This window comes from Devosia sp., from assembly GCF_017307495.1.
In the GTDB taxonomy this organism is placed as follows: Bacteria; Pseudomonadota; Alphaproteobacteria; order Rhizobiales; family Devosiaceae; genus Devosia_A.
Window position 1 is genome coordinate 1 of the sequence record NZ_JAFKHE010000027.1, and the last position, 14,372, is coordinate 14,372.

Consider the following 14,372-nt stretch of genomic DNA (forward strand, 5'->3'; position numbering starts at 1 on the left):
GAGCGTGCGCGGCTGGTTCTCTCCACACCCCTGTTACCAGGACGGGACCTGACCAGTCGGCCGGTTGCCCACGACACCGACCCGCCATGGGACGACTCCCATGACCCTCGATATCCCCCACCGTTCGTTCGTCGCGACCGCCGCCCGTGCGAAGGACCGGGAGAGGATAAGGGGGGCTGGGTGGTGGGGGGATAAGTTTTGTGCGAAAGACTTTCGGCTGGTGCGTGGGGCCCCCCCACCCACCGGCTTCGCCGGTCCCCCCTCCCCACGGGGGGGAGGGAGAATCCGACTGCAAGCTTCGGTTCCATCGTCTCCCTCCCCTTGATGGGGAGGGTAGTGGAGCTTGGCAGCTTGCTGCCTAGCGGAACTGGGTGGGGTGGGGCCCAAGGCGCTGCGTCGCCAGTCCCGAACGTGGGCCCCCTCATCCGCCCTTCGGGCACCTTCTCCCTGGATGGGAGAAGGTGGGCGAAGCCCGGATGAGGGTGGGGCGGCACTCGGCGGGGGATACGACGCTCGCCGGATGGGTGTGGGCAGAACGGTGCCCCAGCTGACGAGAGGTCCTACAGCTTCACCCCGTTCAGCCGCAGTGCGTTGGCGATCACGCTGACCGAACTCAGCGACATCGCCGCGGCGGCGATCATCGGCGACAGCAGCCAGCCGGTGAGCGGGTAGAGGACGCCGGCCGCGAGCGGGATGCAGACGGCGTTGTAGCCGAACGCCAGCCACAGGTTCTGCTTGATGTTCTGGAGCGTCGCCTTGGCGAGCCGGCGCGCCTTGACGATGCCGGCGAGGTCGCCCTTGAGCAGCGTGATGCCGGCACTCTCGATGGCCACGTCGGCACCCGTGCCCATGGCGACGCCGACATCGGCAGCGGCAAGGGCCGGGGCGTCGTTGACGCCGTCGCCGGCAAAGGCCACCGCGCGGCCCTGGCGCTTGAGTTCACCGATCAGCGTGTGCTTGTCCTCCGGCGTCATGCCGGCGCGCACCTCGCTGAGCCCCAGATCGCGGCCCACGGCCTCGGCGGTCCCCCTGGCATCGCCGGTCGCCATGACCACCGCCACGCCGTCGGCGCGCAGGCTCGCGATCGCCTCGCGGGCTCCTGCCTTGATCGGATCGGCCACGGTGACAACACCGATCGCCGCTCCGTCATGCGCCACGAGGATCGCCGTCTTGCCCGCCGCCGCCTGCTGCCCGACCAGCTCGGCGAGCTTGTCGTCCACGGCAATGCCCTGCTCCTGCAGGAGCCGGATATTGCCCATCAGTGCCGGCTTCGCGCCGACATCGCCCCTGATGCCGCGCCCCGTGAGCGAGGTGAAACCCTCGGCGAGGAGGACCCGGGCGCCGCGCGCCTCCGCGCCCTTCACCACCGCATGCGCGATCGGATGCTCGGAGTGCTTCTCCAGCGCCGCGGCAACCGAGAGCACGAAGCCCTCGTCCACGCCCCGCACCGGGATCACCTGCTCCAGCGTCGGCCGGCCTTCGGTCAGCGTGCCGGTCTTGTCGACCACCAGCGTGTCGACCCGCGCGAAAGCCTCGAGCGCCTTGGCATCCTTGACCAGCACGCCGGCATGCGCACCGCGCCCGGTCGCGACCATCACCGACATCGGCGTTGCGAGGCCCAGCGCACACGGACAGGCGATGATCAGCACCGAGATCGCCGCGATCACCGCCTCGCCCAGGTCACCCCCGAACACCAGCCAGGCGACGAACGCGCCGATGGCGATCACGACGACCGCCGGCACGAACCAGGCGGCAACCCGGTCGGCGAGATCCTGGATCGGCGCGCGGCTGCGCTGCGCCTTGCCCACCAGCGCGACGATCTGGCTGAGCCGCGTCTCGGCGCCGACATGGGTCGCCTTCATGACGAAGCTGCCCTGGCCATTGAGGGTGCCACCGGTCACCGCCTCGTCCCTGGTCTTCTCGACCGGCACCGGCTCGCCGGTCAGCATCGATTCATCGACGAAGCTCTGCCCTTCCAGCACCACGCCATCGACCGGCACCGCCTCGCCCGGCCGCACCCGCAGCCAGTCGCCGGCGACGACCTCTTCGATCGGCACCTCGATATCGCGGCCCTGCCAGACCCGCCGCGCCGTCTTGGGCGCGAGGTTGAGCAGCGCCCTGATCGCCTTGCCGGTGGCATCGCGGGCGCGCAGTTCCAGCACCTGCCCGACGAACACCAGCGCCACGATCACCGAGGCGGCCTCGAAATAGACCGGCGGCTTGCCGCCCATATGCGTCATGCTCATCGGGAAGATCTGCGGGAACAGCACGGCCACCACCGAGAACAGGTAGGACGCGCCGACCCCCAGCCCGATCAGCGTCCACATGTTGGGCGAACGGTTGCGCAGCGAGTTCCAGAAGCGCCGGAAGAACGGCCAGGCCGCCCACAGCACCACGGGCGTCGCCAGCACCAGCTCGAGCCAGGTCGCAAGATCCTCTCCGATCCACTCGCGCACCGGGACACCGACCATCCCGCCCATGGCCAGGACCAGGATTGGCACGCTCAGCAGGGCGCTCACCCACAGCCGGCGCGTGAAGTCGACCAGCTCCGGATTCGGCCCGTCACCGAGCGAAGCTACCATCGGCTCGAGCGCCATGCCGCAGATCGGGCAATCGCCCGGCCCGTCCTTGACGATCTCTGGATGCATCGGGCACGTCCACTTGGTGCCCTGAGGCACGCTGGCTGGGTCCACCGGCGCGGCGCCATGCGAATGGCCGTGGTGCGCGTGGTGGGCGTGGTCGTGCCCCGCGTGATCCTCCCCCGCGGGGCGGGGGAGGTGGCCAGCCGCAGGCTGGCCGGAGGGGGCCGCCCCGCCCGCCGGTATCCCCGGCAACACGAACGGCTTGGCATTCAGATACTTCGCCGGATCGGCCTCGAAGCTCTTCTGGCAGCCCTCGCTGCAGAAATAGTATCGCGTGCCCTCGTGCTTGAGCATGTGGCGCGCTGTCGTCCGGTCCACCTGCATGCCGCACACGGGGTCGGTGGCCTTGAGATACCTGTCCGGATCGGCCTCGAACTTGCCCTTGCAGCCGGCCGAACAGAAGCCGATCTCGCGCCCCTCATGGGTGGTGCGATGCGGCGTCTTCGCCATGTCGACGATCATGCCGCATACCGGGTCGCGCGTCACCGCGCCCTCGTGACTGCCATGCGAATGGTTGTGCTGATGTGTGTCCATGGTCCGTTCCTATCCTACTGGACCTTGTTCTGCACCTTCCCATCATGGTAAGGTCAAGTCTGTTGTTTAGGATGGAAACGAGCATGCAGATCGGCGAGGCCTCGAGGCTGACCGGCGTATCCGCCAAGATGATCCGCCACTACGAAGCGATCGGCCTGATCCCCTCGGCGGACCGGCGGGACAGCAACTACCGCGACTACGGCCACCACGACATCCATCGCCTCGGCTTCATCCGCCGCGCCCGCGATCTCGGCTTCTCGATCGACCAGATCCGCGACCTGCTCCGGCTCTGGGGCGACACGCATCGCTCGAGCGCCGACGTCAAGGCGCTGACCCAGACCCATATCGCCGAACTCGACGCCAAGATTCGGCTGATGGGCGAGATGCGCGCCACCCTGGCCAACCTGTCGGCCGCCTGCGACGGCGACCACCGGCCGGACTGCCCTATCATCGAAGGGTTGGCGGGGATGCCGCACCGGCATTGACGGGCCGGCGTCCGGACCGTCTGCCGAAACTGGGTGGGGCGGAGCCGAGCGCTACTGCCTAGACGCTCAGGCACAGATACTTGATATCGAGATAGTCCTCGATCCCGTATTTCGATCCCTCGCGTCCGTGCCCCGACTGCTTCACCCCGCCGAACGGCGCCAGTTCGGTGGAGATCAGCCCGGTGTTGATCCCGACCATGCCGTAGTCGAGCGCCTCGGCCACCTTGAAGACGCGGCTGAGGTCCGTCGCGTAAAAGTATGAGGCGAGCCCGAACTCCGTCGCATTGGCGAGTTCGATCACTTCCTCCACCGTCTCGAACCGGAACAGCGGCGCCAGCGGCCCGAACGTTTCCTCGCGCGCCAGCACCATGTCGGCCGTGGCGTCTGCGACGATGGTGGGCTCGAAGAACAGCCCGCCTCGACGCTTGCCGCCCGCCAGTAGCCTGCCGCCCTTGCGTAGCGCATCGGTGAGGTGCCGCTCCACTTTCTCCACCGCCTTCTCGTCGATCAGCGGCCCTGTGGTGATCCCCTCGCCAAACCCGTCACCGACCCGAAGCTTGGCCACCGCGGCGGCGAACTTGTCCGCGAACTCGTCGTAGACGTCGGCCTGCACATAGATGCGGTTGGCGCACACGCAGGTCTGCCCGTTATTGCGGTATTTCGACACCATGGCGCCCTCGACCGCCGCATCGAGATCGGCGTCGTCGAACACGATGAACGGCGCATTGCCGCCGAGTTCCAGCCCCAGCCGCTTCACCTGGTCCGCCGCCTGCCGCATCAGGATGCGGCCGACCTCGGTCGAGCCGGTGAAACTGATCTTGCGGACGATCTCGTTGGAGCAGAACTCCTTGCCCAGGTCGGACGAATGCGTCGACGGCAACAGGTTGAACAGCCCGCCCGGCAGCCCGGCCCGCTCGGCCAGCACCGCCAGCGCAATGGCGGAGAGGGGGGTCTCCGCGGCCGGCTTGCTCACCACCGCACAGCCCGCTGCCAGCGCGGGGGCCATCTTCCGGGCCAGCATCGAGTTGGGGAAGTTCCACGGCGTGATCGTCGCCACCACCCCGACCGGCTGCTTGATGACGATGATGCGCTTGTCCTCCTGATGGCCGGGGATCGTGTCGCCATACACACGCTTGGCCTCCTCGCCGAACCACTCGACATAGCTCGCGCCATAGAGCACCTCGCCCTTCGCCTCGGGCACCGGCTTGCCCTGCTCGGCCGTCATGATCGCGGCCAGGTCGTCGGCGTTCTCGACCATCAGATCGTAGAGCCGGCGCAGCACCGCGGCGCGCGACTTGCCGGTCTTTCTCGCCCATTCCGCCTGCGCCGCCTCCGCCGCCGCGATGGCGAGCCTGGCTTCGGCGACGCCGCAGTTCGGCAGCACGGCCAGCACCTCCCCGGTGGAGGGGTTGGTGACCTTGAACGTCGAGCCGTTCTCCGCCGTCTCCAGCCATCGCCCACCGATATGGGCGGCCGCCTTGAGCAGCGACCTGTCCTTGAGATGGCTATTCAGCGCGTCGGTGATCGGCATCGGAATTCTCCTTCAGGCCGAAAGCTCTGCACCTCGCCCTCGGTCAGTGCAAGTGGCCTTGCCCGGCTCCGGAACTTCCTGTTGGATGCCGCCGAAAACCAGACTGGGGGAGTCGATGGCCGGCATCTACGAGCGTCATGAAAAGGAATTCGGGAACCTGATCCAGGGGAGCGCCAAGCTCGAAACCCTGTTCTCCGACTGCCGCTGGGCCGAGGGCCCGGTGTGGTTCGGCGATGCCAACCAGCTGATCTGGTCCGACATCCCCAACAACCGCCTCATGCGCTGGACGCCCGACGGCGGCGCCTCGGTGTTCCGCCACAACTCCAACTACATCAACGGCAACACGCGTGACCGCGAAGGCCGGCTCGTGTCCTGCTCGCACGGCGGCCGCAACGTGGTTCGCACCGAACTCGACGGCACCATCACCGTGCTCGCCGACAGCTACCGGGGCAAAAAGCTCAACGCGCCCAACGACGTCGTCGTGAAGTCCGACGGCACCATCTGGTTCACCGATCCCGGCTACGGCATCCTCTCCGACTACGAGGGCTACAAGGGCGAGTTCGAGCAGGACGGCTGCTACGTCTTCTGCCTCGATCCGGCGACGGGCACGCTCAAGGTCGTCGTCGACGACTTCATCCGCCCCAACGGGCTGGCTTTCTCGCCCGACGAGTCGATCCTCTACGTCGCCGACAGCGCCTACAGCCACGGCGAGGACCTGCCCCGCCACATCCGCGCCTTCGACGTGCATGCCGACAACACCGTCGGCAACAGCCGCGTCTTCTGCGTCACCGATGTCGGCCTGCCCGACGGCTTCCGCGTCGATGATCGCGGCAACATCTGGACCTCCGCCTGGGACGGCGTGCACTGCTTCAACCCCTCGGGCGTCCTGCTCGGCAAGATCCTGACGCCCGACAGCGTGGCCAATGTCGAGTTCGGCGGCCCCCGCCGCAACCGCCTGTTCATCTGCGCCACGCAGAGCCTGCACAGCATCTACCTGGCCGTGAACGGGGCGCGTCGCCCCTAGGCTGGCAGGCCGCCGGGTCCGGTCGGCCGCCTGGCTCAGGCGGCCACACCGGCCCGGGGCCGCGCCGGTATCATGCGTCGACCGACAGCACCGTCAGCACGTGCTTTGCCCCGTCCCGGCTGACCCAGGTGATGGACTGGCCGACATCGAGGCCGACCAGCGCCGTGCCGACCGGCGTCAGCACCGAGATCTTGCCCTCGGCAATGTCGGCTTCGGCGGGATAGACCAGCGTCACCGTGCGGTCGGCTCCGTTGTCGGGACGGTAGGTCACGGTCGAGCCCATGCGAACCACGCTCGGCGCGAGCTTCTTCTGGGGCACGACGCGGGCCCGCTCGACCTCGTAGAGGAGATCGTCGGCAGCATCGGAGGAGTGCCCGCTGCCAGCCATGGCAAGGGCGATGAGCATGCGATGGTCGTCCTCGCTGAGGACGATCTTCGGCTTGAGGTCTTGGCGACGCAGCGATGGCATCGTGAAATTCCTTTCGAGTGTGAGCGTCCGCATGGGCACATCGGCCCCGCGATAGCTCGCTGAATGCTTGAGATTGGCGCCTTGCATGACTGGCCGGGCGTGTTCCGCGCGGACCAGGATATCCCCGGACCCGCCGGCGCCTCAGGCGCGAGTCATGGGGCTATAGTCCTGCGATGGGCGTTTCCCAGCGCGGCTCGACACCAGTAATGGTCGCGAAGCAAGACATGCAGCCAATATGGGGATGCTGGCGGCAATGTCAAATCGGCCCAGCCTCACGCCGTGGGCAGCGCGCTGAAACCCTTGGGCAGCGGAGCCTCGTACGGCCCCGTGCGCACATCGGTGACCGCCGACGCCGGCGGTCCCGCGTGCAGTTCCATCAGGATATGCTGGATCTCCTGCTCATCGCCGGCGAACACCACCTCGACGGTCCCGTCGCGGCGATTGCGTACCCAACCGTCGAGGCCGAGCGCCTGCGCTTCATCGACCACGAAGGCACGAAATCCGACCCCCTGCACCCGTCCGCTGATGATCACGTGGACGGACCGGCGCATCAGAACGTGGCGCCGATCTGCCAGGGGACAAACTCGTTGTCGCCGTAGCCCAGGAGTTCCGACTTGGATTTCTTGCCCGAAGCCACGGCGAGGATCTCGTCGAAGATCTCCTGCCCCTTCTCTTCGAGCGAGCCGCCTTCGACGACGTCGCCACCGTTGATGTCCATGTCGTCGATCATCTTGTGGTAGATGTCCGAGTTCGTGGCGATCTTGATCGACGGCGTCGGCTTGCAGCCATAGGCCGAGCCGCGGCCCGTGGTGAAGCAGAGCACGTTCGCACCGCCGGCCACCTGGCCGGTCGCCGATACCGGGTCGTAGCCGGGCGTGTCCATGAAGACGAACCCCTTCTCGGTCACTGGTTCGGCATAATGATACACTGCATTGAGCGGCGTTGTCCCGCCTTTTGCGGCCGCACCAAGCGATTTCTCCAGAATTGTCGTAAGTCCGCCCAACTTGTTTCCTGGAGACGGGTTGTTGTTCATCTCCATGTTGTTGCGCTCGGCGTAATCTTCCCACCAATGGATGATATCGATGAGCTTCTCGCCAACCTCCCGTGTCTTGGCGCGGCGCGTCAGCAGGTGCTCGGCCCCATAGATTTCCGGCGTCTCGGAAAGGATTGCCGTGCCGCCGTGCCGGACCAGGATGTCGGCCGCGACGCCCAGCGCCGGATTGGCGGTGATGCCCGAATAGCCGTCCGAGCCGCCGCACTGCAGCGCCAGCATCAGCTCCGACGCCGGCTGCGTCGTACGGGTCGACCGGTTGACGATCGGCAGCATGGCCTTCACCGCCTCAACCCCGGCCTCGACGGTCTTCCTGGTACCGCCGACCTCCTGGATGGTCATGGTGCGGAACGTCTCGTTCTCGGTGACGCCATAAGCCTCCTTGAGCCGCGGGATCTGGAAGCCCTCGCAGCCCAGCCCGACCATGATCACGCCGCCCATGTTGGGGTTCGTGGCGTAGCCCCATGTCGTCTTCTTGAGCGTGTCGAAGATCACCCCGCGATAGTCGATCACGCAGCCATTGGCCTGCTTGAGCGCCACGACGCCGTCGATGTTCGGATAATCGTCGAGGATGCCCGAGCGCTCGATCTCGCGCGCGATGAACCCGGCGACCGTCGTCGAGCAGTTCACCGAGGTGAGGATGCCGACGTAGTTGCGCGTCCCCACCTGCCCGTTGGCGCGCTTGAACCCCTGGAACGTCGCCCGCTCGTCGTCCGGCACGAAGTCGACCGGCACCACGCCCTCACCGAAGGCATAGTCGCGCTCGAACGCACCATGATCCTCGCCGATGGTCACGTTGTGCTCGTGCATCCACTCGCCCGGCGGCACGCTGTCCCTGGCGAAGCCGATGATCTGGCCGAACTTGACGATCGGCTCGCCGGCGGCGATCGCCCGCACCGAGAACTTGTGTCCCTTGGGCACGCGCTTGGTCGTCCGCACCCCCTGCGGCGTATCGGTGCCGACATCGAGATTGACGAGGGCAACCGCGACATTGTCGCTGGGGTTGAGCAGCAGCGTCTTGGCGGCCGCGGGGCGGGACATGACTTCGGACATCGGTGGCTCATGCAAAATGGGACTTCGGGCCTGGACTGCCGAAAACCGGTGACGCCCGGCCGTGCCGGCTTGCGGCGGAAATGCGCTCGGGCGACAACCGGTCGCGATTGAATTGCTCCGGCAGTCCAACTAACATGTTAGCATGAAGCCAGACGCAAGTCCCTACCAATTTCTCTCGGTCCCCGCGACACCGACGCGCGGCAACGTGACCGTGTTCGTCACCGACACGCTGCGCCAGGCCATCGTGCAACTCGACCTGAAGCCGGGCGAGGTAATCGACAAAGGCGCCATCTGCGAACGACTCGGCGTCTCGCGCTTCCCGGTGTCCGAGGCATTGGCGCGCCTCCAGGCCGAGGGCCTGGTCGACATCCTGCCCCAGCGCGGCTCCACCGTCTCGCTGGTGCGCATCGCCGACGTGCTCGAATACATGCTGATCCGCAAGGCGCTCGAAGCCGAGGCCGTGCGGGTCGTCACCGGCAACCATTCCGAGGAACTGATCGAGACGCTGCAGCGTAACATGAGCTACCAGCGCGCCGCGGTGGACATCAACGACCGCAACGGTTTCCACGAGCGCGACCTCGAGTTCCACGACATCATCTTCGGCGACATGCGTTTCACCAAGGTGAAGGGCGTGATCGAGAATACCCGCGCCAACCTCGACCGGGCGCGCCGGTTGATCCTGACCCCGCGCCGCCTCAGCGTCACGCTCAACGAGCACCGCAAGGTGCTGGACGGGATCGTCGCCGGCGACGCCGCCGCCGCGTCGGCGGCCATGCGGGCCCACATCGATTCCGTCATGGCCGAGCTCATCGCCTTCGCCACCGACCACTCCGAACTCTTCGCCGACGGGGCATCGCTGCGCGCGGACCCCACCTACGCCGCCTTTCCGTTCGGCTGAGCGTCGAATAATCCAAGGGAGAAGACCATGCTCAAGGGGATACCTCCGATCCTGGGCCCCGACCTGCTCTATGTGCTGCGCGCCATGGGCCACGGCGACGAGATCGCCATCGTCGATGCCAACTACCCCGCCGACAGCGCCGGTCCGCAGCTGATCCGCCTCGATGGCCTCAGCGCCACCGACGTGCTGGATGCTGTGCTCACGCTCATGCCGCTCGATACGTTCGTCGACGAGCAGGCCTTCGGCATGGAGGTCGTCGGCGACCCCAAGAAGCGCGAGCTCACGCACAAGGAGTTCGACAGGCTGGTGAAGAAGCATGAGCCGGGCATGAAGCTCGCGATGCTCGAGCGCTTCGCCTTCTACGAACGCGTGCACGGCGCCTTCGCCGTTGTCCAGACCGGCGAGCGCCGCCTCTATGGCAATGTCCTGCTGAAAAAGGGCATCGTCCGGCCCGAATAGGCCGGCCACGGCCCCCGCCGAACGGATTCGACCATGGTTGGCCTCGACTTCGTGCCGGGCCGGCCCTATGCCTTCGCCCCAAATTGAGGAGCTGTCCCATGAAACTTCTTCGCGTCGGCCCCAAGGGCGCCGAAAAGCCCGCCATCCTGCATGCCGACGGCACCTACCGCGACCTGAGCTCGGTCGTGTCCGACATCAACGGCGCCTCGATCGGCGAAGCCGGTCTCGCCAGGATCGCCGCGGCCGATCACGGCAGCCTGCCCGTTCTCGACAAGTCCTCGCGCATCGGCCCCTGCGTCGGCAATGTCGGCAAGTTCATGTGCATCGGCCTCAACTATGCCGACCACGCCGCCGAGACCGGCGCCGACATCCCCAAGGAGCCGATCCTGTTCATGAAGGCGACCAGCGCCATCATCGGACCGAACGACGATGTCATCCTGCCCAAGAACACGCTGAAGCCGGACTGGGAAGTCGAGCTCGGCGTGATCATCGGCAAGGAAGCCAAGTACATCGAGGAGAAGGACGCGCTCGACTACGTCGCCGGCTACTGCGTGGTGAACGACCTGAGCGAGCGCCACTTCCAGACCGAGCGCGGTGGCCAGTGGACCAAGGGCAAGTCGGCCGACACCTTCGGCCCGATCGGCCCCTGGCTCGTCACCAAGGACGAGGTCAAGGACGTCCAGAACCTGAAGATGTGGCTCGACGTCGACGGCCACCGCTACCAGGACGGCTCGACCAAGACCATGATCTTCGGCGTCGCCCACCTCGTCGCCTATCTCAGCCAGTTCATGAGCCTGCAGCCGGGCGACGTCATCACCACCGGCACCCCGCCGGGCGTCGGCATGGGCCAGAAGCCGACCCCGATCTGGCTGAAGCCCGGCCAGGTGATGAAGCTCGGCATCGAAGGCCTCGGCGAGCAGCAGCAGCTGACCAAGGCCTGGTCGGCCTGACCCGTCGCTCGACAACTCCTCAAGGGGCGCCCATGTGGCGCCCCTTTCGTTTGCGGCGCCCGCCCCCGGCTTGATTGTGACGCCGCGGTGCGGCAGCAAGCCGGCATGAGGTCGATCACAGAAGTCTTCCGCATCTTCCTGCTCCTTGGCCTGACAAGCTTTGGAGGTCCGGTAGCGCATCTGGGCTACTTCCATGCCGAGTTCGTCACCCGCCGACGCTGGCTCGATGACGCCGCCTATGCCGATCTCGTCGCGCTCTGCCAGTTCCTCCCCGGCCCCGCCTCCAGCCAGGTCGGCATCGCCATCGGCAAGCTGCGGGCCGGCTACTGGGGCGGAATCGCCGCTTTCGTGGGCTTCACGGCCCCTTCCGTGATCCTGCTGCTGGTCTTCGCCCTCGGTGTCACCCACCTCGCCGGCCCCCTCACCGACGGCGCCCTGCATGGGCTGAAGCTGGCCGCCCTCGCCGTCGTGGCGCAGGCCGTGTGGGCCATGGCCCGGTCGCTGACCCCCGATTGGCCCCGCCGCGCCATCGCACTGGGCGCCGCAATCCTCGCCCTCGCCTTCCCCTCCGGCATCACCCAGGTCGCGCTGATCGCGCTGGCCGCCGCGATCGGCCTCGTCCAGCCGGCGCCGCCGTCGCCCCTGGCGCCGCCCCGTCGCGCCGACCTGTACTGGCTTGGCGCCTTCGCCGCGCTGCTCGTCATCCTGCCCCTCCTCGCGCTCACCGGCGACCCCACCGCCACGATCGCCGAGAAATTCTACCGCACCGGCTCGCTCGTCTTCGGCGGCGGCCACGTCGTGCTGCCCCTGCTCGAGGCCGAGCTCGTGACCCCGGGCCTCATCCCGCGCGACCTGTTCCTTGCCGGATATGGTGCCGCCCAGGCGGTCCCCGGGCCCCTGTTCAGCTTTGCCGCCTATGCCGGGGCGCTGCTCACCAACCCACCCGACGGCCTGTGGGGGGCGATCCTCGCCCTCGTCGCGATCTACCTGCCGAGCCTCCTGCTTGTCTTCGCCACCCTCGACTGGTGGCAGGCGCTGCGGGCCAATGCGCGCCTGCGCCACGGCCTCACCCTTGCCAACGCCGCCGTCGTCGGTCTCCTGCTCGCAACGCTTTACGACCCGGTCGCGACCAGCAGCATCACCGCCTGGCCCGACCTGGTATGGGCTGCCGCCGCGCTCGCCCTGCTGCTTCGCAAGGTCCCGCCCCCGCTCGTCGTCTTCACCAGCGCCCTGCTCGGCGCCGGCCTCACGCTGTTCTGATCCCGACAAGCGCTGCGCGGCCGTCACCCCTGGGGGCGGTTGCTCCTCCAGGCGACGACACGTTCACGCACAGTTCATGCATTGCCCGTCAAATAGCCGCATTGGTCGCGCCAGTCGCGGCTGGCGGCGAGCGGTCATTCGTGACACGCTGGCGCTTTGGAGACGCGTCCTGGAAGGGGCGCCTGGGAGCAAGCCAAGGGCCCAATGTTCGAATTTTTCCACACCATCTCCGCCTGGCTCGAGATGATCATGCAGTCCATCTCGGACAATTTCTGGCTCTCGCTGGTCTTCATCTTCCTGGTCTGCGTCGGCGAAGCGGTGTTCATCGTCGGCCTGCTCGTGCCGTCGCTCCCGATCCTGCTCCTGACCGGGGGACTCATCGCCCAGGGGAGCCTGCCCTTCTGGCCCATCTTCTTTGCCGCGGTGGCCGGCGCCATCATCGGCGACGCCATCTCCTACGTGGTCGGCTGGGCCCTCAAGGATCGCATCCGAACGGTCTGGCCGTTCAAGAACCATCTGGCGCTGATCGAGAAGGGTGAACTTTTCTTCGCCCGGCACGGCGGCAAGGCCATCTTCATCGGCCGCTTCATCACCGGCGTCAAAGCCGTGATCCCGGGCGTCGCCGGCATGATGGGCATGTCGTACCGGCACTTCTCCGTGATCAACGTCATCTCGGCGTTCGTGTGGGCCGCGGCCCATATCCTGCCCGGCATGCTGCTCACCGGCTGGCTCAAGTCGATCGGGCTCAGCCTCGAGCTGGTGATCATCGTCGGTGCGCTGGTGTTGACCGTGCTCTTCGTCCTGCTCCACTTCTGGAAGAAGATCCTGCTCGCCATTGCCCCCTATCTGGGCGCGTTCGGCCGCTCCCTGCAGGCCCGTTTCGGCAAGACCGAGACGGGGACGGGCCACTAGCGGTCGCCCTGTCACGCAATTCTCACGTTGCGGCACTAGCTTGCGGCAATGCTCGAGATCTTCACCGCGCTGGCCGGCTGGCTCCAACTGCTGCTCGAGCAGGTTGCGGCCAACCTCTGGCTCGCCATCGCCTTCATCTTCGTGATCGCCGCCACCGAGGCGGTGTTCATCCTCGGCCTGTTCATCCCCTCGACGCCGGTGCTGCTGCTTGCCGGTGGCCTGATCGCCGAGGGTAGGCTGCCGTTCCGGGAAGTCTACCTTGCCGCCGTCATCGGCGCTGTCGTGGGCGATGCCGTCTCCTACACCGTCGGCTACTGGCTCAAGGATCGGATCAGGACGATCTGGCCGTTCCGCAGCTATCTCGGACTGATCGACCGGGGCGAGGCCTTCTTTGCCCGCCACGGCGGCAAGTCGGTCTTCATCGGCCGCTTCATTCCCGGCGTGAAGGCGGTGGTGCCCGGGATTGCCGGCATGTTCGGCATGGACTACCGGCGCTTCTCGGTCATCAACGTCACTTCGGCCTTCGCCTGGGCCGCCGCCCACATCCTGCCCGGCATGCTGCTGTCCACCTGGCTGAGGTCGATGGGCCTGAGCCTCGAGGGCGTGATCGTCGTGGGCGCCCTGGTACTGGTCGCGCTGTTCCTGCTCGTTCACAACTGGCGGCGGATCGTCCTGGTCGTCTCCGGCCGCTGAGCGACAGCCCTATGGGCAGCAAGGACGCGATGCCATATGAGGGATACGGGCACCAGACCGTCCTCCAGGGAATCCCATGGCCGAGCAGTTCACCGTCGAGCACGAGCATAGCGGCAACCACGGTCGCTACGTGATCTACCTTCCCGATGGCTCGGAGGCCGAGATGACCTACTCGCGCCGGGACGACCACACCATCGTTGCCGAGCATACCGGGGTCCCGCCCCAGTATCGCGGCCACGGCATTGCCGAGCAGTTGGTGAAGGCGGCCATCGACCACACGCGCGCAACCGGCGGCAAGATCGTGCCGGTCTGCTCCTACGTCGTCGCCCAGTTCCGTCGCCACCCGGAATGGGCGGACCTGCACGCCTGAAGCGAAGGCGCAGCGCGCCCCCCCTGAGGGAGGCGCCTCGC

Annotated in this window: 14 protein-coding genes; 9 read left to right on the top strand and 5 right to left on the bottom strand. The window is 67.1% G+C overall.

The window, feature by feature from the left end:
* Window positions 1-560: 560 nt before the first annotated feature.
* Window positions 561-3,176 carry a heavy metal translocating P-type ATPase gene (locus tag J0I99_RS16960; RefSeq protein WP_291398723.1) on the bottom strand — a complete coding sequence of 872 codons (2,616 nt, stop codon included), beginning with the start codon at window positions 3,174-3,176 and terminating at the stop codon, window positions 561-563.
* A gap of 83 nt (window positions 3,177-3,259) precedes the next feature.
* Between J0I99_RS16960 and cueR the strand changes: the two genes are divergently transcribed.
* Window positions 3,260-3,661 (top strand): Cu(I)-responsive transcriptional regulator, encoded by a 402-nt coding sequence (gene cueR / locus J0I99_RS16965; protein WP_291389673.1) that lies wholly within the window; start codon window positions 3,260-3,262, stop codon window positions 3,659-3,661.
* A gap of 58 nt (window positions 3,662-3,719) precedes the next feature.
* Here cueR and J0I99_RS16970 read toward each other — a convergent pair whose 3' ends face one another.
* Window positions 3,720-5,192 carry an NAD-dependent succinate-semialdehyde dehydrogenase gene (locus J0I99_RS16970; RefSeq protein ID WP_291398724.1) on the bottom strand — a complete coding sequence of 491 codons (1,473 nt, stop codon included), beginning with the start codon at window positions 5,190-5,192 and terminating at the stop codon, window positions 3,720-3,722.
* A 115-nt stretch (window positions 5,193-5,307) separates the two neighbouring features.
* Here J0I99_RS16970 and J0I99_RS16975 point away from each other — a divergent pair, with 115 nt between their 5' ends.
* Complete coding sequence (locus J0I99_RS16975) at window positions 5,308-6,216, top strand: SMP-30/gluconolactonase/LRE family protein (RefSeq protein ID WP_291389671.1); 909 nt, start codon at window positions 5,308-5,310, stop codon at window positions 6,214-6,216.
* A 70-nt stretch (window positions 6,217-6,286) separates the two neighbouring features.
* Here J0I99_RS16975 and rnk read toward each other — a convergent pair whose 3' ends face one another.
* From rnk to J0I99_RS16990, 3 genes are all read right to left on the bottom strand, one after another.
* Window positions 6,287-6,685, bottom strand: a complete 399-nt coding sequence (gene rnk / locus J0I99_RS16980) for a nucleoside diphosphate kinase regulator (RefSeq protein ID WP_291398725.1) — start codon at window positions 6,683-6,685, stop codon at window positions 6,287-6,289.
* 272 nt (window positions 6,686-6,957) lie between these two features.
* On the bottom strand, window positions 6,958-7,236 hold the full coding sequence (locus J0I99_RS16985; protein WP_291389669.1) for an acylphosphatase: 279 nt from the start codon (window positions 7,234-7,236) through the stop codon (window positions 6,958-6,960).
* Window positions 7,236-8,789 carry a UxaA family hydrolase gene (locus tag J0I99_RS16990; RefSeq protein ID WP_291398726.1) on the bottom strand — a complete coding sequence of 518 codons (1,554 nt, stop codon included), beginning with the start codon at window positions 8,787-8,789 and terminating at the stop codon, window positions 7,236-7,238. Before J0I99_RS16990 ends, J0I99_RS16985 begins: the two co-directional genes overlap by 1 nt.
* Before the next feature lie 142 nt (window positions 8,790-8,931).
* Between J0I99_RS16990 and J0I99_RS16995 the strand changes: the two genes are divergently transcribed.
* The 7 genes from J0I99_RS16995 (at window position 8,932) to J0I99_RS17025 (ending at window position 14,331) form a co-directional block, all read left to right on the top strand.
* Window positions 8,932-9,687 (top strand): GntR family transcriptional regulator, encoded by a 756-nt coding sequence (locus tag J0I99_RS16995; protein WP_291389667.1) that lies wholly within the window; start codon window positions 8,932-8,934, stop codon window positions 9,685-9,687.
* A gap of 27 nt (window positions 9,688-9,714) precedes the next feature.
* Window positions 9,715-10,146 carry an RbsD/FucU domain-containing protein gene (locus tag J0I99_RS17000; RefSeq protein WP_291398727.1) on the top strand — a complete coding sequence of 144 codons (432 nt, stop codon included), beginning with the start codon at window positions 9,715-9,717 and terminating at the stop codon, window positions 10,144-10,146.
* A 98-nt stretch (window positions 10,147-10,244) separates the two neighbouring features.
* A complete protein-coding gene (locus J0I99_RS17005; protein WP_291398728.1) occupies window positions 10,245-11,096 on the top strand; it encodes a fumarylacetoacetate hydrolase family protein in 852 nt (283 codons plus the stop codon).
* Window positions 11,097-11,201: 105 nt separating this feature from the next.
* Complete coding sequence (gene chrA / locus J0I99_RS17010) at window positions 11,202-12,356, top strand: chromate efflux transporter (protein ID WP_291398729.1); 1,155 nt, start codon at window positions 11,202-11,204, stop codon at window positions 12,354-12,356.
* Window positions 12,357-12,560: 204 nt separating this feature from the next.
* Entirely contained in the window at window positions 12,561-13,268 is a 708-nt protein-coding gene (locus J0I99_RS17015; protein WP_291389663.1) for a DedA family protein, read from the top strand.
* Between the two features lie 48 nt (window positions 13,269-13,316).
* A complete protein-coding gene (locus J0I99_RS17020; RefSeq protein WP_291398730.1) occupies window positions 13,317-13,961 on the top strand; it encodes a DedA family protein in 645 nt (214 codons plus the stop codon).
* A gap of 76 nt (window positions 13,962-14,037) precedes the next feature.
* Window positions 14,038-14,331 carry a GNAT family N-acetyltransferase gene (locus tag J0I99_RS17025; RefSeq protein ID WP_291398731.1) on the top strand — a complete coding sequence of 98 codons (294 nt, stop codon included), beginning with the start codon at window positions 14,038-14,040 and terminating at the stop codon, window positions 14,329-14,331.
* Window positions 14,332-14,372: the final 41 nt, after the last annotated feature.

What these genes read in the sequence shown, in the direction of transcription:
- J0I99_RS16960 (WP_291398723.1), bottom strand. Translation starts at nt 3,176, where the DNA reads ATGGACACACATCAGCACAACCATTCGCATGGCAGTCACGAGGGCGCG.
- cueR (WP_291389673.1), top strand. Translation starts at nt 3,260, where the DNA reads ATGCAGATCGGCGAGGCCTCGAGGCTGACCGGCGTATCCGCCAAGATG.
- J0I99_RS16970 (WP_291398724.1), bottom strand. Translation starts at nt 5,192, where the DNA reads ATGCCGATCACCGACGCGCTGAATAGCCATCTCAAGGACAGGTCGCTG.
- J0I99_RS16975 (WP_291389671.1), top strand. Translation starts at nt 5,308, where the DNA reads ATGGCCGGCATCTACGAGCGTCATGAAAAGGAATTCGGGAACCTGATC.
- rnk (WP_291398725.1), bottom strand. Translation starts at nt 6,685, where the DNA reads ATGCCATCGCTGCGTCGCCAAGACCTCAAGCCGAAGATCGTCCTCAGC.
- J0I99_RS16985 (WP_291389669.1), bottom strand. Translation starts at nt 7,236, where the DNA reads ATGCGCCGGTCCGTCCACGTGATCATCAGCGGACGGGTGCAGGGGGTC.
- J0I99_RS16990 (WP_291398726.1), bottom strand. Translation starts at nt 8,789, where the DNA reads ATGTCCGAAGTCATGTCCCGCCCCGCGGCCGCCAAGACGCTGCTGCTC.
- J0I99_RS16995 (WP_291389667.1), top strand. Translation starts at nt 8,932, where the DNA reads ATGAAGCCAGACGCAAGTCCCTACCAATTTCTCTCGGTCCCCGCGACA.
- J0I99_RS17000 (WP_291398727.1), top strand. Translation starts at nt 9,715, where the DNA reads ATGCTCAAGGGGATACCTCCGATCCTGGGCCCCGACCTGCTCTATGTG.
- J0I99_RS17005 (WP_291398728.1), top strand. Translation starts at nt 10,245, where the DNA reads ATGAAACTTCTTCGCGTCGGCCCCAAGGGCGCCGAAAAGCCCGCCATC.
- chrA (WP_291398729.1), top strand. Translation starts at nt 11,202, where the DNA reads ATGAGGTCGATCACAGAAGTCTTCCGCATCTTCCTGCTCCTTGGCCTG.
- J0I99_RS17015 (WP_291389663.1), top strand. Translation starts at nt 12,561, where the DNA reads ATGTTCGAATTTTTCCACACCATCTCCGCCTGGCTCGAGATGATCATG.
- J0I99_RS17020 (WP_291398730.1), top strand. Translation starts at nt 13,317, where the DNA reads ATGCTCGAGATCTTCACCGCGCTGGCCGGCTGGCTCCAACTGCTGCTC.
- J0I99_RS17025 (WP_291398731.1), top strand. Translation starts at nt 14,038, where the DNA reads ATGGCCGAGCAGTTCACCGTCGAGCACGAGCATAGCGGCAACCACGGT.